This is a genomic window from Streptomyces sp. NPDC025638 (assembly GCF_055558775.1).
Window position 1 is genome coordinate 17,370 of the sequence record NZ_JBVHLX010000001.1, and the last position, 20,683, is coordinate 38,052.

At 70.6% G+C, this 20,683-nt stretch carries 13 protein-coding genes; 7 read left to right on the plus strand and 6 right to left on the minus strand.

The features are described from left to right. Positions 1 to 108 precede the first annotated feature (108 nt). Entirely contained in the window at positions 109 to 2,925 is a 2,817-nt protein-coding gene (gene secA, locus ACZ4EG_RS00080) for a preprotein translocase subunit SecA (RefSeq protein ID WP_453557077.1), read from the plus strand. A 162-nt stretch (positions 2,926 to 3,087) separates the two neighbouring features. Here secA and ACZ4EG_RS00085 read toward each other — a convergent pair whose 3' ends face one another. Next, a complete protein-coding gene (locus ACZ4EG_RS00085) occupies positions 3,088 to 3,636 on the minus strand; it encodes an Rv3235 family protein (RefSeq protein ID WP_467788963.1) in 549 nt (182 codons plus the stop codon). Between the two features lie 333 nt (positions 3,637 to 3,969). Between ACZ4EG_RS00085 and ACZ4EG_RS00090 the strand changes: the two genes are divergently transcribed. The 5 genes from ACZ4EG_RS00090 to ACZ4EG_RS00110 all read left to right on the plus strand — a co-directional run bounded on the left by ACZ4EG_RS00090 (position 3,970) and on the right by ACZ4EG_RS00110 (position 12,931). Continuing rightward, positions 3,970 to 4,482: a DUF6912 family protein gene (locus tag ACZ4EG_RS00090; RefSeq protein WP_467788964.1), complete on the plus strand. Its 513-nt coding sequence runs from the start codon at positions 3,970 to 3,972 to the stop codon at positions 4,480 to 4,482. A 93-nt stretch (positions 4,483 to 4,575) separates the two neighbouring features. After that, complete coding sequence (locus ACZ4EG_RS00095) at positions 4,576 to 5,241, plus strand: HAD family hydrolase (RefSeq protein ID WP_453557081.1); 666 nt, start codon at positions 4,576 to 4,578, stop codon at positions 5,239 to 5,241. Positions 5,242 to 5,871: 630 nt separating this feature from the next. Further along, positions 5,872 to 10,824, plus strand: coding sequence for an NAD-glutamate dehydrogenase (locus ACZ4EG_RS00100; protein ID WP_467788965.1), 4,953 nt, complete (start codon positions 5,872 to 5,874; stop codon positions 10,822 to 10,824). Between the two features lie 156 nt (positions 10,825 to 10,980). Further along, on the plus strand, positions 10,981 to 11,463 hold the full coding sequence (locus tag ACZ4EG_RS00105; RefSeq protein WP_467788966.1) for a GtrA family protein: 483 nt from the start codon (positions 10,981 to 10,983) through the stop codon (positions 11,461 to 11,463). After that, the gene (locus tag ACZ4EG_RS00110; protein ID WP_467788967.1) at positions 11,444 to 12,931 is read left to right on the plus strand and encodes a hypothetical protein; all 1,488 of its coding nucleotides are present in this window, start codon (positions 11,444 to 11,446) and stop codon (positions 12,929 to 12,931) included. Before ACZ4EG_RS00105 ends, ACZ4EG_RS00110 begins: the two co-directional genes overlap by 20 nt. 52 nt (positions 12,932 to 12,983) lie before the next feature. Here ACZ4EG_RS00110 and ACZ4EG_RS00115 read toward each other — a convergent pair whose 3' ends face one another. From ACZ4EG_RS00115 to ACZ4EG_RS00130, 4 genes are all read right to left on the minus strand, one after another. Beyond that, on the minus strand, positions 12,984 to 14,648 hold the full coding sequence (locus ACZ4EG_RS00115) for a glycosyltransferase family 2 protein (protein ID WP_467788968.1): 1,665 nt from the start codon (positions 14,646 to 14,648) through the stop codon (positions 12,984 to 12,986). Continuing rightward, the gene (locus ACZ4EG_RS00120) at positions 14,645 to 16,840 is read right to left on the minus strand and encodes a CDP-glycerol glycerophosphotransferase family protein (protein ID WP_467788969.1); all 2,196 of its coding nucleotides are present in this window, start codon (positions 16,838 to 16,840) and stop codon (positions 14,645 to 14,647) included. The genes ACZ4EG_RS00115 and ACZ4EG_RS00120 overlap by 4 nt, the downstream gene beginning before the upstream one ends. Before the next feature lie 102 nt (positions 16,841 to 16,942). Continuing rightward, the gene (locus tag ACZ4EG_RS00125; RefSeq protein ID WP_453557093.1) at positions 16,943 to 17,818 is read right to left on the minus strand and encodes an ABC transporter ATP-binding protein; all 876 of its coding nucleotides are present in this window, start codon (positions 17,816 to 17,818) and stop codon (positions 16,943 to 16,945) included. Beyond that, complete coding sequence (locus tag ACZ4EG_RS00130; RefSeq protein ID WP_453557094.1) at positions 17,811 to 18,722, minus strand: ABC transporter permease; 912 nt, start codon at positions 18,720 to 18,722, stop codon at positions 17,811 to 17,813. The genes ACZ4EG_RS00125 and ACZ4EG_RS00130 overlap by 8 nt, the downstream gene beginning before the upstream one ends. Positions 18,723 to 18,911: 189 nt before the next feature. Between ACZ4EG_RS00130 and ACZ4EG_RS00135 the strand changes: the two genes are divergently transcribed. Continuing rightward, the gene (locus ACZ4EG_RS00135) at positions 18,912 to 19,538 is read left to right on the plus strand and encodes a TetR/AcrR family transcriptional regulator (RefSeq protein ID WP_467788970.1); all 627 of its coding nucleotides are present in this window, start codon (positions 18,912 to 18,914) and stop codon (positions 19,536 to 19,538) included. Between the two features lie 187 nt (positions 19,539 to 19,725). Here ACZ4EG_RS00135 and ACZ4EG_RS00140 read toward each other — a convergent pair whose 3' ends face one another. Beyond that, positions 19,726 to 20,664, minus strand: a complete 939-nt coding sequence (locus ACZ4EG_RS00140; protein ID WP_467788971.1) for an ADP-ribosylglycohydrolase family protein — start codon at positions 20,662 to 20,664, stop codon at positions 19,726 to 19,728. Positions 20,665 to 20,683 lie beyond the last annotated feature (19 nt).

Consider the following 20,683-nt stretch of genomic DNA (forward strand, 5'->3'; position numbering starts at 1 on the left):
CCGCCAGGCCTCCCGGCGTGCCCGGGTCCTCGCATACGATGGCCGTTGCTCAGTACGTGAAATGGAAACCGACCGTCCCAGGCCCGACCGGCAAGGAGACCAGCCCCCGTGTCCGTCCTCTCGAAGATCATGCGTGCAGGCGAAGGCAAGATCCTGCGCAAGCTGCACCGCATCGCGGACCAGGTCAACTCCATCGAAGAGGACTTCGTCGACCTCTCCGACGCCGAGCTGCGGGCCCTCACCGATGAGTACAAGCAGCGGTACGCAGATGGTGAGAGCCTGGACGACCTGCTCCCCGAGGCGTTCGCCACCGTCCGCGAGGCCGCCAAGCGCGTCCTCGGCCAGCGGCACTACGACGTGCAGATGATGGGTGGCGCCGCCCTCCACCTCGGCTATGTCGCCGAGATGAAGACCGGTGAGGGCAAGACCCTCGTCGGCACCCTCCCCGCTTATCTGAACGCCCTCTCCGGAGACGGCGTCCACCTCATCACGGTCAACGACTACCTGGCCGAGCGCGACTCCGAGATGATGGGCCGCGTCCACAAGTTCCTGGGCCTGACCGTCGGCTGCATCCTGGCCAACATGACGCCGGCCCAGCGCCGCGAGCAGTACGAGTGCGACATCACGTACGGCACGAACAACGAGTTCGGCTTCGACTACCTCCGCGACAACATGGCGTGGTCCAAGGACGAGCTCGTCCAGCGCGGCCACAACTTCGCCATCGTCGACGAGGTCGACTCCATCCTGGTCGACGAGGCCCGTACGCCGCTGATCATCTCCGGCCCGGCCGACCAGGCCACCAAGTGGTACGGCGACTTCGCCAAGCTGGTCACGCGCCTGAAGAGGGGCGAGGCGGGCAACCCGCTCAAGGGCATCGAGGAGACCGGCGACTACGACGTCGACGAGAAGAAGCGCACCGTCGCCATCCACGAGAACGGCGTCTCCAAGGTCGAGGACTGGCTGGGCATCGACAACCTCTACGAGTCGGTGAACACCCCGCTGGTGGGCTACCTGAACAACGCCATCAAGGCCAAGGAGCTCTTCAAGAAGGACAAGGACTACGTCGTCATCGACGGCGAGGTCATGATCGTCGACGAGCACACCGGCCGTATCCTCGCCGGCCGCCGCTACAACGAGGGCATGCACCAGGCGATCGAGGCGAAGGAAGGGGTGGACATCAAGGACGAGAACCAGACGCTCGCCACGATCACCCTGCAGAACTTCTTCCGCCTCTACAAGAAGCTCTCCGGCATGACCGGTACGGCGATGACCGAGGCCGCCGAGTTCCACCAGATCTACAAGCTCGGCGTGGTCCCGATCCCGACGAACAAGCCGATGATCCGCAAGGACCAGTCGGACCTGATCTACCGCACCGAGGTCGCCAAGTTCGAGGCCGTCGTCGACGACATCGCCGAGAAGCACGAGAAGGGCCAGCCGATCCTGGTCGGCACCACCTCGGTCGAGAAGTCCGAGTACCTCTCGCAGCAGCTCAGCAAGCGCGGCATCCAGCACGAGGTGCTCAACGCCAAGCACCACGAGCGCGAGGCGCAGATCGTCGCCCAGGCCGGCCGCAAGGGCGCCGTCACGGTCGCCACGAACATGGCCGGCCGTGGTACGGACATCAAGCTCGGCGGCAACCCCGAGGACCTCGCCGAGGCGGAGCTGCGCCAGCGCGGCCTCGACCCCGAGGAGCACATCGAGGAGTGGGCCCACGCCCTGCCCGCCGCCCTGGAACGTGCGGAGCTGGCGGTCAAGGCCGAGAAGGACGAGGTCGAGGAGAGCGGCGGCCTCTACGTGCTGGGCACCGAGCGGCACGAGTCGCGCCGTATCGACAACCAGCTCCGCGGTCGTTCCGGCCGTCAGGGCGACCCGGGCGAGTCCCGCTTCTACCTCTCCCTCGGCGACGATCTGATGCGGCTGTTCAAGGCCCAGATGGTCGAGCGTGTGATGTCCATGGCGAACGTGCCGGACGACGTGCCGATCGAGAACAAGATGGTCACCCGCGCGATCGCCTCCGCCCAGTCGCAGGTCGAGCAGCAGAACTTCGAGACCCGTAAGAACGTCCTGAAGTACGACGAGGTCCTCAACCGCCAGCGCGAGGTCATCTACGGCGAGCGCCGCCGCGTCCTGGAGGGCGAGGACCTGCAGGAGCAGGTGCACCACTTCATGGACGACACGATCGACGCCTACATCGGCGCCGAGACCGCCGAGGGCTTCCCGGAGGACTGGGACCTCGACCGGCTGTGGGGCGCGTTCAAGCAGCTCTACCCGGTGAAGGTCACCATCGACGAGTTGGAGGATGCGGCCGGTGACCGTGCCGGTCTGACCGCGGAGTTCATCTCCGAGTCGATCAAGGACGACATCCACGAGCAGTACGAGGCGCGCGAGTCGCAGCTCGGCTCCGAGATCATGCGTGAGCTGGAGCGCCGGGTCGTGCTGTCGGTCCTGGACCGCAAGTGGCGCGAGCACCTCTACGAGATGGACTACCTCCAGGAGGGCATCGGCCTGCGCGCGATGGCCCAGAAGGACCCGCTGGTCGAGTACCAGCGCGAGGGCTTCGACATGTTCGGCGCGATGATGGACGGCATCAAGGAGGAGTCCGTCGGCTACCTGTTCAACCTGGAGGTCCAGGTCGAGCAGCAGGTCGAGGAGGTCCCGGTCGAGGACGCCCAGCCGGTGGCCGAGGGCGTCCAGGACGCGGTGCCTGCCCAGGCGGGCTCCCGCCCGGAGATCCGTGCCAAGGGCCTGGACGCACCGCAGCGGCGCGGCCTGCACTTCTCCGCCGCGACCGTGGACGGTGAGGGCGGCCTCGTCGAGGGCGACTTCACCTATGACGACGACGAGCCGGTGCGCTCCGAGGCGGACGGCCTCACGCGCGCGGAGCGCCGCAAGCAGGCCAAGGGCGGCCGTCGCCGCAAGAAGTGACGTTGCACGCGGCCGTCATGGTCGTGGCGTCCTGAAAGGGCCGGGTCACCCGTCGGGTGCCCGGCCCTTCGCCGTTTGCGCCGGCTGCTGCGCTGGTCGTCAGGTGCCGACTGCGCCCGTCGTTACGTGCCGGCTGTGCCACCCGTCCGGTGCCGGCTGCGCCTAGTCGTCGTCCGTCCGTGGGGTGCGCGGGCCGCCCAGTTCCACCGCGGTGCAGCGCCAGCGAAGGTCGGGGCCCTGTTCCAGGCGGAAGGCCATGGCGCGGACCCGGTCGCCGGCGCCGATGCGGGCGAAGGCCTCGATGGCGCCGGTCCGCGGGACGTAGTACCCGATGTCGCGGACGACGGGGCGGGCCCCGCGGGTGCGCAGGGGGCCGCGTTCGGCGAGGCGGGCGAGTTCGTCGTAGGCGCGGCCGGCGGTGTGCCGGAGCATCCAGTGGACGGGGCGCTGGCCGCTCAGGACGGCGAGCAGGCGGTCGGCGAAGAGGTCGGTGGGCCGGGGAGCCCTGACGGGTCCGGGCGCTGTGCCTGGCGTCGTACGGCCCGTCCCGGTGGCCGGGGCCGTATCGGTCGTCCCCGGAGTCCGGGGGCCGCGTGCGGCCCCGCTGACCGGTGTCCTGGGGGCCGCACCGCCGGGGCGGCGGGGGTCGCGGCGACTCGGTGGGCGGGTGCCCGGGCGGGGCTTGGCTGTCCTGGTCATGACCTTGTTCATGGAGGTCCCCGTTCGGCGGGCCCGGCGGATACCGGGCGGTAACTTGCTCGTGGGGATCTTGTACGGGGGCGCCGACGGCGGCGGCAAGGAAGCCGGAGCCCGCGTCGGGGGGCCGCAGGGTTCACCTATCCGAGTGGTCGCGAGGGTGCGGAACCCGGCGGGTACGGGGCGGCACCGGGTGAGTCCCGGGGCGCCGGGTGGACGCGTCCGGGGGCGCGGGCAGGGACCCGAAAGGGGACGCCCACACGTATCCTGAAGGCCCTCCGGGAGACGCGGGACCGCCCTTCCCGGGGGTCTCGAGCGGAGCCTCCGACCACGAAAGAGCGGCCAGCCATGCGCGTCTACGTCCCCCTGACCCTCCCCGGTCTCGCCGAGGCGTACAAGACGGGCGAGCTCGGGGCCGGTCCGTTCGTCGCGTACGCCGTCACGCCCGCGCTGCGCGAGTGGTACCTCTCGGACGACATCGAGGAACTCGAGTACGCGGCGCTGAGCCGGGCCGCAGTGGCCTCGCTGCGGCTGCTGGCGGCGGACCCCGAGGCGGCCCGGCGCCGGGTCGTGGTCGCCGTCGATGTGGCCGACTCGGCGGCGTCGGCGGACCCGGACCGCGCGCTGGAGCCGGCGGCGCTGGGCGAGGTACGGGTGGCCGGGGCGGTGCGGCTGGCCAAGGCGGCCGCGGTGCACGTCGACGCGGACGACGCGGAGCAGGACGTGGCCGCCGCGGCGCAGGCGCTGGAGGCGGCGGACGGCGGGGACGACGACGCCCAGTTCGTGGTGGACGAGGCCGAGGACCACGAGCTGCTGTGGTTCGCGACCCAGGAGATCCCCAACCTGGTCGGGCTCGTCTGACGTCCCTTGCCTCATACGCCCCAGGCGCCTCTGACCTGCGGGCATTCATGATTGTCAGTGGCGGCGGGTACGTTTTTGGGCATGGGGAAGCGCATGGGGAAGCACACAGGCGCGCACATCGTCTGGGACTGGAACGGGACGCTGTTCCACGACAATGACGCGATCATCGGCGCGACGAACGCGGCATCGGCCGAGCTCGGCCTGGAGCCGATCACGCTGGAGCAGTACCGGACGCTGTACTGCGTGCCGGTGCCCAGGTTCTACGAGCGGCTGATGGGGCGGCTGCCGACCCGGGCCGAGTGGGAGGCCATGGACGACGTCTTCCACCGGTACTACGCCGAGCACCGGCTCCGCTGCGCGCTCACCGAGGGCGCGGTCGAGCTGCTGACGGGCTGGCGGTCGTCGGGGCACAGTCAGTCGCTGCTGAGCATGTATGTGCACGAGGAACTCGTGCCACTGGTGCGGGGGTTCGGGATCGAGGCGCACTTCATACGCGTCGAGGGCCGGGTCGGACCGTCCGGGGGCAGCAAGGCCGAGCACATGGTCCGGCACCTGGAGGCGTTGACCGGGGTGGAGCCCTCGCGAACGGTGGTGATCGGGGACGCCGCCGACGACGCGGTGGCCGCGCGCTACGTGGGCGCGCAGGCCGTGCTGTACACCGGGGGGTCGCACGGCCGGGCCAGCCTCGAAGAGGCAGGGGTGCCGGTGGTGGACAGCCTGGCGGAGGCTGTGGCGGAGGCGGAGCGCCTGGCGGCCTGAGTCGTACAGCCGGCCTCGGCCCCCGCTGGACTTCCGCCGCACCACCACTGGACCGCCCCCACCACACCGGCTGGACCCCGGTCCCACCCGACCCGTGCCCGGCCGCCCCACCGTCATCGCGCGGTTGCCCAGGTCACCCCGGCAGCCACGCCCGTCGCTCCGGTCACCGACGGCGCGGATACGCCTCCCGCGGCGTCTCCGCCCCTGTGCAGAACGTCAAACTTCGACCCCTGGTTTTGTACACATACGGCTCATGACGGGCCCCGGGTAATGAGCGATAGCCTTGTGGCGTGATCAGCGCGATAGCTCGCGGGGGCACCGTCGCCCCTGCCTTGCGCCCGGTGAACACGGACGACATCCGTGACCGGGCGGCGATCGCTGGTCTTCCCGGGCGGGACGGGGGCGCAAGTGCCCCCGAGGCGCCACACTCACCCCCGGCTAGGGCGTCGCGGAGAGCAGCGTCACATCCGGTGGGCGCGTCGAGAATGGCTGAATACCCCCCGCTCATCTCACCTTGCGGCATAGCGTCGGAACGGACCGGACACCCCGGGCCGTGGCGTCGAGCCGCAGGGGAAGGGACCGTACTTCCTTCTACGTCACGCAACGGCGCGCGACAGGAGCCAGAGGACAATGCAGACCAAGCTGGACGAAGCCAAGGCCGAGCTGCTCGAACGGGCCGCCCGGGTAGCTGAGAACAGCCCGGTCGGGGGGCACCTACCGACTGGGACGACGAGCGAGGGCACTCCGGGCACCCCGGACCAGGCATCCGTGCTCGCGTTCCTCCAGCGTTACTACCTGCACACCGCCCCAGAAGACCTCTCCGACCGCGACCCGGTCGATGTCTTCGGAGCCGCGGTCTCGCACTACCGTCTCGCCGAGAGCCGTCCCCAGGGCACGGCCAATGTGCGGGTCCACACCCCGACCGTCGAAGAGAACGGGTGGACCTGCAGCCACACCGTCGTCGAGGTCGTCACCGACGACATGCCCTTCCTCGTCGACTCCGTGACGAACGAGCTGACCCGACAGGGCCGCGGCATCCACGTCGTCATCCACCCGCAGATCGTCGTCCGGCGCGACCTCACCGGCAAGCTCATCGAGGTGCTGCCCGCCCCGCAGGCCGGCGGCGACCTCCCGCACGACGCGCACGTGGAGTCCTGGATCCACGTCGAGATCGACCGTGAGACCGACCGCGCCGACCTGAAGCAGATCACCGCCGATCTGCTGCGTGTCCTGTCCGACGCCCGTGAGGCCGTCGAGGACTGGGAGAAGATGCGGGACGCGGCGCTGCGCATCGCCGAGGGGCTCGACGGCGAGGCCTTCCCCGCCGACCTCCCCGCCGCCGAGGTCGAAGAGGCCCGCGAGCTGCTGCGCTGGCTGTCCGCCGACCACTTCACCTTCCTCGGATTCCGCGAGTACCAGCTGCGCGAGGACGACTCGCTGGCGGCGGTGCCGGGCACCGGGCTCGGCATACTGCGCTCCGACCCGCACCACGCGACCGACGAGAGCCACCCCGTCAGCCCCTCCTTCGAGCGGCTCCCGGCCGACGCCCGCGCCAAGGCCCGCGAGCACAAGCTCCTTGTCCTGACCAAGGCCAACAGCCGTGCCACCGTGCACCGGCCGTCGTACCTCGACTACGTCGGAGTGAAGAAGTTCGACAAGGACGGGAACGTCATCGGGGAGCGCCGCTTCCTGGGCCTGTTCTCCTCCGCCGCCTACACCGAGTCGGTCCGCCGCGTGCCGGTCATCCGGCGCAAGGTCGACGAGGTGCTGAAGGGCGCCGGGTTCCTGCCCAGCAGCCACGACGGACGCGACCTGCTGCAGATCCTGGAGACCTACCCGCGCGACGAGCTCTTCCAGACGCCCGCCGACGAGCTGCGCGCCATCGCCACCTCCGTCCTGTATCTGCAGGAGCGGCGGCGGCTGCGCCTCTACCTGCGCCAGGACGAGTACGGCCGCTACTACTCCGCCCTCGTCTATCTGCCCCGCGACCGCTACACCACCGGCGTCCGGCTGCGGATCATCGACATCCTGAAGGAGGAGCTCGGCGGCACCAGCGTCGACTTCACCGCCTGGAACACCGAGTCGATCCTCTCCCGGCTGCACTTCGTCATCCGCGTCCCGCAGGGCACCGAGCTGCCCCAGCTCAGCGACGGCGACAAGGAGCGCATCGAAGCGCGACTCGTCGAGGCGGCCCGCTCCTGGGCCGACGGATTCGCCGAGGCGCTCAACGCCGAGCTGGGCGAGGAGCGCGCCGCCGAGCTGCTGCGCCGCTACAACAACGCCTTCCCCGAGGGCTACAAGGCCGACCACACCCCGCGTGCCGCGGTCGCCGACCTCGTCCACCTGGAGCGGATCAGCGAGGCGCAGGGCAACGACTTCTCGTTCAGCCTGTACGAGCCGGTGGGTGCCGCCCCCGACGAGCGCCGTTTCAAGATCTACCGCAAGGGCGCCGCGATCTCCCTGTCCGCCGTGCTGCCGGTCCTCAGCCGGCTCGGCGTCGAGGTGATCGACGAGCGGCCGTACGAGCTGCGCTGCGCGGACCGGACGACCGCCTGGATCTACGACTTCGGCCTGCGCATCCCCAAGTCGCTGGGTGGCGGCAACGGCGACTACCTCGGCGACGACGGCCGCGAGCGCTTCCAGGAGGCCTTCGAGGCGACCTGGACCGGCAAGGCGGAGAACGACGGCTTCAACGCCCTCGTGCTGGGCGCCGGGCTGACCTGGCGGCAGGCGACGGTGCTGCGCGCGTACGCCAAGTACCTGCGGCAGGCCGGCTCCACCTTCAGCCAGGACTACATGGAGGACACCCTCCGAACCAACGTCCACACCACCCGGCTCCTCGTCTCCCTCTTCGAGGCGCGGATGTCCCCGGACCGCCAGCGCGCCGGGCTGGAGATCGTCGACGCGCTCCTCGAAGAACTCGACGCCGCCCTCGACCAGGTGGCGAGCCTCGACGAGGACCGCATCCTGCGCTCGTTCCTCACCGTCATCAAGGCGACGCTGCGCACGAACTTCTTCCAGGAGTCGCGGGGCGGCAAGCCGCACGACTATGTGTCGATGAAGTTCGACCCGCAGGCGATCCCCGACCTTCCGGCGCCGCGCCCGGCGTACGAGATCTGGGTGTACTCGCCGCGCGTCGAGGGTGTGCACCTGCGCTTCGGCAAGGTCGCGCGAGGCGGTCTGCGCTGGTCCGACCGGCGTGAGGACTTCCGTACCGAGATCCTCGGCCTGGTCAAGGCGCAGATGGTGAAGAACACCGTCATCGTGCCGGTCGGTGCCAAGGGCGGCTTCGTCGCCAAGCAGCTGCCGGACCCGAGCGTGGACCGGGACGCGTGGCTGGCCGAGGGCATCGCCAGCTACAAGACCTTCATCTCGGCGCTGCTCGACATCACCGACAACATGGTGGCCGGCGAGGTCGTGCCCCCGGCGGACGTCGTCCGGCACGACGAGGACGACACCTACCTGGTGGTCGCGGCCGACAAGGGCACGGCGACGTTCTCGGACATCGCCAACGAGGTCGCGCAGTCGTACAACTTCTGGCTCGGCGACGCCTTCGCCTCCGGCGGCTCCGCGGGCTACGACCACAAGGGCATGGGCATCACCGCCCGCGGCGCGTGGGAGTCCGTCAAGCGGCACTTCCGCGAGCTCGACGTCGACACGCAGACCGAGGACTTCACGGTCGTCGGCATCGGCGACATGTCCGGTGACGTGTTCGGCAACGGCATGCTGCTGAGCGAGCACATCCGCGTGGTCGCCGCCTTCGACCACCGGCACATCTTCATCGACCCGACCCCGGACGCGGCCACCTCCTACGCCGAGCGCCGCCGTCTGTTCGAGCTGCCCCGCTCCAGCTGGGCCGACTACAACACCGAGCTGCTCTCGGCGGGCGGCGGGATCTTCCCGCGCAGCGCCAAGTCGATCCCGGTCAACTCGCACATCCGCGAGGCCCTCGGCATCGAGATGAGCGCCACCAAGGTGACCCCGGCCGATCTGATGAAGGCGATCCTCAAGGCACCGGTGGACTTGCTGTGGAACGGCGGCATCGGTACGTACGTCAAGGCCTCCACCGAGTCCAACGCCGATGTCGGTGACAAGGCCAACGACGCGATCCGCGTCGACGGCAAGGACCTGCGGGTCAAGGTCGTCGGCGAGGGCGGCAACCTGGGTCTGACCCAGCTGGGCCGCATCGAGTTCGCGACGCACGGCGGCAAGATCAACACCGACGCGATCGACAACAGCGCCGGTGTGGACACCTCCGACCACGAGGTGAACATCAAGATCCTGCTCAACGGTCTGGTCACGGACGGCGACATGACGGTGAAGCAGCGCAACAAGCTGCTCGCCGAGATGACCGACGAGGTCGGCGCCCTGGTGCTGCGCAACAACTACGCGCAGAACGTGGCGATCGCCAACGCGCTGGCCCAGTCCAAGGACATGCTCCACGCCCAGCAGCGGTTCATCCGCCACCTGGTGCGCGAGGGCCACCTCGACCGGGCCCTGGAGTTCCTGCCCACCGACCGGCAGATCCGCGAGCGGCTCAACCTGGGGCTGGGCCTGACCAGCCCGGAGACCGCCGTCCTGCTGGCGTACACGAAGATCACGGTCGCCGACGAGCTGCTGCACACCTCGCTGCCGGACGACCCGTATCTGCGCACTCTGCTGCACGCGTACTTCCCGACGGCGCTGCGCGAGCGGTTCGCCGACGGGGTCGACAGCCACCCCCTGCGTCGTGAGATCACGACCACCGTCCTGGTCAACGACACGGTCAACACGGGCGGTACGACGTACCTGCACCGGCTGCGCGAGGAGACCGGCGCGTCGCTGGAGGAGATCGTCCGCGCCCAGACCGTGGCCCGCACGATCTTCCGCTCGGCGCCCGTGTGGGACGCGGTCGAGGGCCTGGACAACAAGGTCGAGGCCGCCGTCCAGACCCGGATCCGGCTGCACTCGCGCCGTCTGGTCGAGCGCGGCACGCGCTGGCTGCTCAACAACCGGCCGCAGCCGCTGGCGCTCGCCGAGACCGTCGACTTCTTCTCGGAGCGGGTCGAGCAGGTCTGGCAGCAGATGCCGAAGCTGCTGCGCGGCGCGGACCTGGAGTGGTACCAGCACGTGTACGACGAGCTGTCCGGCGCCGGTGTGCCGGACGAGCTGGCGACGCGCGTGGCCGGTTTCTCCTCCGCCTTCCCGGCGCTGGACATCGTCTCGGTGGCCGACCGCACGGGCACCGAGCCGCTGGAGGTCGCCGAGGTCTACTACGACATCGCCGACCGCCTCGGCATCACCCAGCTCATGGACCGCATCATCGAGCTGCCCCGTGCCGACCGCTGGCAGTCCATGGCCCGCGCCTCCATCCGCGAGGACCTGTACGCGGCCCACGCGGCGCTCACCGCGGACGTCCTCGCCGTCGGCAACGGCAGCTCGACTCCCGAGCAGCGCTTCAAGGCCTGGGAGCAGAAGAACGGCGCGATCCTGAGCCGGGCGCGCACCACCCTGGAGGAGATCCGCAGCTCGGACTCCTTCGACCTGGCCAACCTGTCGGTGGCCATGCGGACGATGCGGACGCTGCTGCGCACGCATTCGTAGGCGATACCTGGACAGGGGCGCCCCGGGCCGTCATGGCCCGGGGCGCCCCCGTTTTCGTGCGCCCGTCACGTTCTCTTCTTGCCGTCGCTTAGGGCAAACCGGGCGACGAATTTACCGTTTCCTGCTAATCGTGGTGTTTCGGATAAGGTCTGCCGCGTGACAGTGAACCTAACCGAGACCCGTCCGGCAGTGACCGCGCCGGCCCCCGCCCCGGATGCCCGGCCGGTCGCCCGAGTCGTCCTCGAAGTGGTGAAATTCGGGGTCGTCGGCGGCAGTGGCGTGCTCGTCAATTTCCTGGTGTTCAATCTGCTGCTGCACGGCCTGGGCTGGCGGGCGATGGTCGCCACGGTGCTGGCGAGCTGTATTGCCATGGCCACGAATTATGTGGGCTTCCGCTTTTTTGCTTACCGTGACCGGGCTTCCCGAACCCGGCGGCAAATCGTACTGTTCTTCGTTTTCAGTGGCCTTGGTGTCGTCATGGAAAGCGGTCTGTTCTACGCCGGATATCACGGCCTCGGCCTGCACGGGCCTTTGGAGTCGAACATGGTCAAGGCGCTGTCGATCGTCCTCGCCTCCGCGTTCCGTTTCCTCGTCTACCGCACCTGGGTCTTCCAGCAGGATGCGCGCCGAGTCGCGTAGCACCGCGGCGCCCGTCGGCAGAGCGCTCCCGCAGGCCGCCGCCGCGCTCGTCCTGGTCCTGCTGCTCCTGGTGATCGTCCGCCTCCCCTGGGCGGGCGATCTCGGCATGCACGCGGCTACCGTGGAACGCCTGCGGCACAGCCTCCTGCACCCCGGCAATCCGCTCGTCGACGCGGACACCCCGAGCCCGTACTACTCGCCGTGGATGCTGGTGCTCGGCGGCATCGCCCGGATCACCGGACTGTCGGTGTTCGTGGTGCTGCGCATCGGCGCGGTCGCCGGGCTGACACTGCTCGTCACGGGGGTGTGGCGGTACGTCCGGACGCTGAGCGCGCATCGGGCCGCGCCCGCGCTCGCCCTCCTGTGCCTGCTGTTCCTGTGGGGGCCGGTGCTGTTCAACTGGAGCGGCTTCCTCGGGCTGAACTCCCTCGCGCTGACGGTGTCGTACCCGAGCGTGTTCGCGCTCGGACTCTCCTTCCATCTGTGGGCATGGCTGACGGGGGCGCTGCGCACCGGCGCGGGCTGGGCGGCGTGGCTGGGACTCGGCGTGCTGTGGGCGGTGATCCTGCTGGTCCACCAGTTCTCCGGGGTCGTGGCCTCGCTGGGCGCCCTCGCCACCGTGGCCGTGGCGCGACCGGACCGGCAGGCGCTGTTGCGGCTGGGTGCCGGGGTGGCACTGGGACTGGTGGTGCTGTGGGCATGGCCGTACTACGCCTTCTTCTCGCTCTTCTCGGCCGGTGCGGACCTTGAGGCCATCCACCGGTCGCTGTACCGGCAGCTGCCCGGACGGTTCGGGCTGGTGCTGCTCGGAGTGGCCGCGCTGGTGCTGCGGTGGCGGAGGGACCGCCGGGATCCCCTGGTGATCTTCTTCGTGCTGGGAGCGGCCGTGTTCGTCCTGGGCGGGGTGAGCGGCCACTACTCGTGGGGGCGTGCGCTGCCCGCCGCGCTGATCCCGGCTCAGCTCGCCGCCGCGCTGGAGGTGTTGCCGGTGCAAGGGCGCACGCGGGCGGTACGGACCGGGTGGGCGGGTGTGCTGGCCGCCGCGCTGGCCGTGGGGGCGTGGACGCAGGTCGGGACGGTGGGGTACGTCGTGCCGAAGAGCACGTTGCCGCGCGTGGTCGCGGCCGAGTACCGGGCTCCGTGGGCCGGGTACCGCTGGATCACGCCGTGGGTGAAGTACGGGGACGTCGTCATGGCCCGGACGTTCCCGGCCCGGCAGATCCCCGCCTACGGGCCGTACACCGTCGCTCCCGGCTATCCCGATGTCTTCCTGCCGGACGAGGGGCGGCGCACTGCCGCGGTCCGGCGCTACTTCGCTGCGGGGACGCCACAGAGCGAGCGGCAGCGGATCGCACGGGAGTACGGGGTGCGGTGGGTGGTGGACACCGGGAACGCCCTTCGGGACACGGGGCTGCGGGCGGTGGCCCAGGGGCCGGGCGGCCAGGTGCTGTACGCGGTACGGCACTGAGCCGGGAGGCCGCCGGCCCGCGTCACCCGAGCCGGGAGGCCACCTGCCCGCGTCACCTCAGCGCGCTAGCCACCAGCCGCACCACGCGCCGCACCCGCGGCCGCGCCACCCGCCGTACGACCGGCCGGATCACCCGTGCCGTCACCCCCACCGGGCACCAGCGGATCTGGAGGCGGCCGGGGCCGCGGCCCTCGGGCTCGACGGTGATTCGGTGCGGGGCCGCACCGGAGTGGTAGTCGATGCGCGCGGTCAGGGAGGGGAAGTCCAGCGGGGCCAGGAGGAGGCCCGTGTGCGCCAGGCCGTGGTGTTCGATGCGGAGCAACGGGTGACGGGTGCCGGCGAAGCCGTGGAGCGGGACGGGGGCCGCCGACAGGTCCAGACGGGCCCGGCCCTCGAAGACGCCGGGGTGGACGGGCGTCAGCCGGAAGGGCACTGTGAGCCGGCGCCGGCCCGTGGCCAGCAGGATGCTTGCGCGGTGCGGGCCCGGCGGAAGGCGCAGACCGGGGTCGTAGCTGCGGATCGCGAGGTCCAGCGAGGCGCCCGGGCCGCGCGTGATGCCGGTGATCTCGTGGCGGAACTGGGCGCTCGGGAAGGGGCGGGTGTCCAGCTCCAGGTCCGTCACGTCCAGTTCGCGGCGGGCCTCGGCCGAGGCCGGGATCCGGTCGCCCCAGTACGTGCCGCCGTCCGCCCCGTCCGTCGTCACCCGCCTCGGTGCCACCCCGTGGCCCAGACCGCGCGCCGCCAGCTGTGCCTCGGGCAGGCGGCCGTCGCGGACCAGTTGCAGGACCACCCGTTCCGGGCGGGGCAGGCGGGCGTACGCGGCCGGTGTCAGGGTGTCGAGGTACGGCGTCACGATCCCGGCGAAGGACCGCAGCCACTCCTCGTCCCGGTGGGGCAGGTCCCCGGCGTACATCCGGAAGTCGTGCTTGAGGAACTTGTAGTCCTTGTCCTCGCGCAGCGACGCGTGCCCGCTCCCGGCCAGGAAGTCGTCGATCAGGCGCTGGACATGGACGCGGTCGCCGACATTGCTCAGCTTGTGCCGCTGGTTGGAGATCGACGCGGTGTCCCCGGTCGCGTACGGGGCTATGTACCAGATGTACACGGGCTCCGGGATGATCGTGAACGCCCGCGCCAGGCAGTACGCCTGTGCCGAGAACAGCTGGTCCTCGTAGTGGATGCCTTCCGGGAAGCGCAGGTCGTGGCGGTCCAGGAAGGCCCGTGCGTACATCTTGCTCGTCGACAGGTGCTCGAAGAGGAGCCGCGGGTCCGCCGCTATGCCCTCGAGCGTCCGGCGCGCGGACACCAGGTGTGGCATCCAGGTCGAGCGGTGGCCGCTGTCCACCCGTATGCGCCGTACCGCGCCCATCGTGAAGTCGACCTCGCGCTCGCGGTGCGCGGCCAGGAGCAGTTCGACGGCGTTCGCCGGCAGCTCGTCGTCGCTGTCCAGGAACATCAGATACGGCGCCCGGGCGATCTCCAGGGCCCGGTTGCGCGGGGCGCTGCAGCCGCCGCTGTTCTCCGGCAGACGGATACAGCGGATGCGGGGGTCCTGGGCCGCCAGCTCCCGGGCCACCGACGGGGTTTCGTCCGTGGAGTGGTCGTCGCTGATGACGATCTCCAGGTTGCGATGCGTCTGGCGGTGTACCGAGGCGACCGCCCTGGGCAGGCGTGCCGCGTCGTTGTGGACGATCACCGTCACCGTGACGTCGGGGGTCATGAGGTGGCCTCCTCGGGGGTCGGTGCCGGTGTGCGTTGTTCCACCGAGACGACCGGTGGCAGCGACTCCTCGCTCTCCCCGAGGAAGACCCGTCGTACGACGCGTTCGGCGGCGCGCCCGTCGTCGTACTCGCAGAACCGGCGCCGGAACACCGCCCGCGCCTTGGTCGCGGTCTCGTCGCGCCAGGCGCCGGAGGTGAAGATCTCCGCCAGTTCCTCCTGGGTGCGGGCCACCTGCCCCGGTGCCTCGGACATCAGATCGAAGTAGACACCGCGGGTCGTCGCGTACGTCTCCCAGTCGTCGGCGTAGATGACGATCGGGCGGTCGAGGTTGGCGTAGTCGAACATGATCGACGAGTAGTCCGTGATCAGGGCGTCGGCGGCCAGGGACAGCTCCTCGACCGGGTCGTACGACGAGACGTCCACGACCCTGCCCGTGCGGCGCAGACCGGCCAGGGGGGAGGCTGCGCCGCCGTAGAAGTAGTGGCCGCGGACCAGCAGGACGGTGTTCTCGCCCAGGCGGTCCGCGAGTGCGGCCAGGTCGAGGCGGGGGGTCCAGCCGGCCTCGTAGTCCCGGTGGGTGGGGGCGTAGAGGACGGCCGTCGCGCCGGGGGCGATGCCCAGGCGGGCGCGGATCGCGCGGATGTCGGACGCGGTGGCGGAGTAGAAGACGTCGTTGCGCGGATAGCCGTGGTCCAGCGAGACGTACCGGGAGGGATAGGCGCGCTCCCACATGCGGGTGGAGTGGCTGTTGGCGGAGACGCTGTAGTCCCACTTGTCGATGCGGGCCAGCAGCGCGGCGAAGTCCATGCCCTTGGCGGCGGCCGGGTGCTGCATCTGGTCCAGGCCCATCCGTTTGAGGGGGGTGCCGTGGTGGGTCTGGATATGGATCGCGTCGGGGCGTTTGACCACCGTGTTGGGGAAGTTGACGTTGCTCGTCAGGTACTTGGCGGTGGCCAGCACCTCCCAGTAGCGGCGGGTGCCGGGGATCACATGGTCCGTGCCGGGCGGCAGGAGCGGCGCGTTGTCCCGGGTCACCACCCACACCGGGTGGATCCGCGGGGCGAGTTCGGCGAGCTTGGCGGCGATCGCGGCCGGGTTGCAGGCGACCCCACGGTCCCAGTAGGCGGAGAAGACGGCCAGGTCGGGGTCGACCGGGCGGTCCAGTGCCCGGCGGTACCGGTGGTCGCGGAGCTTCGCGCCCAGCCGCCGCTTGCGCGTCCGCAGCGCCGACCTTGCCGCCCGGCGGGTGCGGTTGGCGGCCTGGAAGGCGCGGTACTTGGTGTAGGCGCCCTCTTCGAGGAGGACGCGGCGGATGCCTTCGACGCCTGCCGGGTGGCGGTGGCCCTCGGGCCGCCAGCGGACCGCGGCCAGGGAGGAGCGGCGGAAGAACTCCCGGGCCACCGGGTCGGGCATGTCCGCACGGGTGAAGGTGCGCAGCAGGTCGCGGACCATGACGTCGTAGAGGACGGCGCGCGCGGCGGGACGCTCCTTGACCCGGGGCAGGAGGGTCTCGTACCGCTCGATGAGCGCGTAGTGCTGCTCGGGTGTGAGCGGCGGGAGGCTCTCCGGGCGCAACCGGCGGTCCTCGTAGGCGACTTGGTTGAGACAGGCGACCCGGCCCGCGTCCAGGAGGGTGGCGTACGCGACGTACTGCTCGTCGTCGCGGCCGAGTCGCCGCTCGTGCGCCCGCCAGAACTCCGTGCGCAGGGCGCGGTTGCCGAGGAGCGGGGTGGTGCGCAGCAGGTCGGCCGCGTCGTCGAGGGCGAGGCCGGCGCGGCCCGCGCGGGCCAGGACGCGGCCGTCGCCGGATGCCGTGCCGGACGTCTGCCAGGTGGTGGCGACATGGTCGAAGAGCAGGACGTCCACCGTGTCGGGCAGTTCCGCAGCGCGCTCGGCGATCATGCGGACGGCGCCGGCCGGCAGGCCGTCCTTGGCGTGGACGAAGTGCAGCCAGCGGCCGGTGGCCCGCGCGGCTCCCGCGGCCCGGGCCGCCCCGTCGCCCGTCCCGTCCGGCAGGGGCAGCACCACCGTCTCCGGGGCGTGCCCCTCGGCCGTCTCCCTGGCCCAGTCGCCGACCGCGACCACGATCACCTCGGCGTCCGGGAGGGGCCGGGCGTCGAGCGAGTCGAGCAGTGCGGTCAGCCGGTCCTGGGTGTTCGGGCCGTGGACGACGACGCTGAGTTCGGGCATCGCAGTGGACTCCTTCGCCTCGTCGTCTCCGGCCGCACCTTTCCCGCCATAGTGTCATTGAGCGGATGAAAGGGATAAAAGTTCTTGCGCCGGTGGAGGGGCTCAGGAAGGGAGAGGGACCTTCTCCGCCGCCGGTTTCGGCTGAGCCGCCTGCTTCGGCGGCGCCTTCTTGGGCCCCTTGTCGCCGGTGAACGCCTCGTACTCCTTGAGGACGTCCTCCGTCGGCCCGTCCATGCGCAGCTCGCCGCGCTCCAGCCACAGCACCCGGTCGCAGGTGTCCCGGATCGACTTGTTGTTGTGGCTGACCAGGAACACCGTGCCCGCGTGCTTGCGCAGCTCGCGGATCCGTTCCTCCGAGCGCCTCTGGAAGGAGCGGTCACCGGTGGCGAGAGCCTCGTCGATCAGCAGGACGTCGTGGTCCTTGGCGGCCGCGATCGAGAAGCGCAGCCGGGCGCCCATGCCGGAGGAGTACGTCCGCATCGGGAGGGTGATGAAGTCGCCCTTCTCGTTGATGCCGGAGAAGTCGACGATGTCCTGGTAGCGGGACTTGATCTCCTCCCGGGACATGCCCATGGCCAGACCGCCGAGGAAGACGTTGCGCTCGCCGGTCAGATCGCCCATCAGGGCCGCGTTGACGCCGAGGAGGGAGGGCTGGCCGTCGGTGTAGATGTGGCCGTTCTCCACCGGGAGGAGCCCCGCGACCGCCTTCAGCAGCGTCGACTTGCCGGAGCCGTTGGTGCCGATCAGACCGATCGCCTCGCCCTTGTACGCGACGAAGGAGACCTTCTTGACCGCGTGCACCTTGCGCACACCCGCCGCCTTCTCCGCTTGCTTGCGGCGCAGCATCCGGTTCAGGGCGGCCGTCGCGGAGCCGCGTCCGGCGCCGGTGCCGTTGACCCGGTAGACGATGTCGACGTTGTCGACGACGACGGTCGGGATTCCGCTCCCGGGAATGCGGTCGTTCACGTTGTCAGCCACGGCCGTACGTCTCCTCAGCCTTCCAGAAGTAGATGAAGCCGCCGACCCCGGCGAGCAGGGCCCAGCCGAACGCCGCCGCCCACACGTGCGGGGGCAGCTGGCCGGCATGGAAGCTGTCGATCAGCGCGTATCGCATGAGGTCGATGTAGACGGCGGCCGGATTGGTCTCCAGGGCGACCGTCAGCAGGTGCGGCAGATGGTCCTTCTTCGTCAGCTTGTCGATGCTCCACATGACGCCGGAGACATACATCCAGGTCCGTAGGATGAACGGCATCAGCTGGGCGATGTCCGGGGTCTTCGCGCCCATCCGGGCCATGATCATCGAGACGCCGGCGTTGAATGTGAACTGCAGGACCAGCGCCGGGAGCGCCAGCAGCCAGGAGGCGGCGACGGGCACGCCGAAGCAGAGCAGGATGACGATCAGTGCCGCCATCGAGAACAGCAGCTGCTGGAGCTGCTGGAGACAGAACGAGATCGGCAGCGCGGCCCGCGGGAAGTGCAGCGCCCGCACCAGGCCGAGGTTGCCGGAGATGGCCCGGGTGCCCGCCAGGATCGAGCTCTGGGTGAAGGTCCAGATGAACACGCCCGTCACCAGGAACGGGACGTAGTCCGGCACACCGTGCTTGGTGCCCAGCAGGACACCGAAGATGAAGTAGTACACCGCCGCGTTCAGCAGCGGGTTCATGACCTGCCACAGCTGGCCGAGCTTCGCCTGGCTGTACTGCGCGGTGAGCTTGGCGGTGGCGAAGGCGGTGATGAAGTGGCGCCGTTCCCACAGCTGCCGGACGTACTCGGGCAGGGTGGGGCGCGCGCCGCTGACCGAGAGCCCGTGGCGCGCGGCGAGCGCCGCGAGGTCGTCGGCCGGGGCCGGTGTCGGGGGCGGTGTGTCGAGGACCTGGCTCACATCCGCTGCTTTCGCTCGGGGGGAGTGGGGGTGCGTGCGTCCGGCCGGCGGGTCCGTCCCCCGGTGTTTCCTTACGCGTCTCTTCACGTTTTCTTACGTCGGGACGGGACCGTATCGTCGCAACGGGAGCGTAGGCCCAATCGACGTCGGAACGCAACCGTTTCGTCGTAACGCCCTATGCTTGACGCCATGACGACGAACGCCGACGAGCCGCAGACGCGCCCGCGCCGACGGACCCCCGCCGGGGCGGCCGTGCTCAGGGAGGACGTGACCGAGGCCATCCGGGCGGCCGTCTTCGAGGAGCTCGCGTCCGTCGGCTACGCCCGGATGTCCATCGAGGGCATCGCGCGCCGCGCGGGCGTCGGCAAGACCGCCGTCTACCGGCGCTGGAAGTCCAAGCTGCACCTGGTTCTCGACGTGGTGTCGGCGCTCGCGGTGCTGGGCCTGCCCGTCCCGGACACGGGCTCCCTGGAGGGCGACCTGCGGCTGCTGTACGAGGTGACGTCCCGCGCGCTGCGTCATCCCGTCGCCTCGCAGATCATCCCGGACCTCCAGGCCGAGGCGGCCCGCAACCCCGAGATCGCCGAGGCCATGCAGAAGGCGCTGCGCGACGGACAGGAGGGGGTGGCCAGCAAGATCATTGCGGCGGCCGAGCAGCGGGGTGAGCTTCGCCGGGGTGTCGATGAGGAGCTGGCGCTCGATCTGATCTCCGGGCCGCTGTACTGGCGGTCGGTCGTCATCCGCAGTCCGAAGCTGCCGAAGGGGTATCTGGAGGCGCTGGCGCGGGCCACTGCGGCGGCGCTCAAGGCGTTGTGAGGCTGGGCGGCGTTGTCTTGGTGCCCGGGGCTGCTGTTGGGCGGGAGCGGGTCGCGCAGCCCGGCGCTTGCGGGGTGCCTCCCCCAAGCTCTCGGCTTCGCTCGAGCAGGGGGGACCCCATCGCCCACCCGTGCCGCCTGGGGGTCCCCCTGCTCGAAGAGCTTGGGGGAGGCGCGACTACCCGCAGCTACTGGCTCAGGCGTCGTGCCAGTTCCGCAAGTTCCTCTGCCCGTAGTACCCGCCCCCCGAAGCCCGGGAGTGGGACGTGCACGGTTTCCGTCCAGCGGGTCGGGACGGCGTCGATGCCGTATACCGCGCCGGCCAGGCCCCCGGTGACGGCCGCCACGGTGTCCGTGTCGCCGCCGAGGTCGACGGCCGTGCGTATCGCCTCCTCGTAGGTGGACGTGGTCCGCAGGGCCCAGACGGCGGAGCCCAGGCAGGGCCAGACGGCGCCGTTGAACTCCGTGGCCAGGTCGGGGTGCCAGTCGGGTGCGAGGACGTCCGCGTACCGGACCCGGTGATCGGGGTGGACCTGCCGCAGCGCCTCCGGTACGGCGTCCAGCGGGTCGCCGCCGTCCAGGCCGACCCGCACCAGCTCGTGGAAGAGCGCGGTCCCCTCCCATGCCGCCCGGTCCCCGTGCGTGAGGGCGGAGATGCGCCGGGCGGCGTCCATGGTGCCGTCCCGCCCGAGGCTCGCGAAGTGCACGGCGGAGGGCGCGGCCCGCATCAGCGCTCCGTTTCCTGCGCCGCGCTGACTGCTCTGGAAGTGCAGCGCGGCCGCCATGTCCCACGGGTCGCCGCTGCCCAGCACCGCCTCGGTCTGCAGCCCGATGTCCTTGGGCTCGGCGGCCGCCCACCGCTGGAACCGCCGGAACAGGTCGGGCAGTCGGAGCCCGCCGCACTCCAGCAGGGATTCGGCGACCAGCACGGCCATCTGCGTGTCGTCGGTCGCCTCGCCGGGGTCCCAGCCGCCGCCACCGCACATCTCGCCGCCCTGTCCCGGTTTCGGGAAGCGTGCGGAGAAGGCCCCCTCGGGGCCGAACTCGAAGGGCGCGCCCAGGGCGTCGCCGACCGCGGAGCCGATCACTGCGCCGATGGCGCGTTCGATGCGCGGAGACTCGGTCATCCGGGCAGACTAAGGCCCT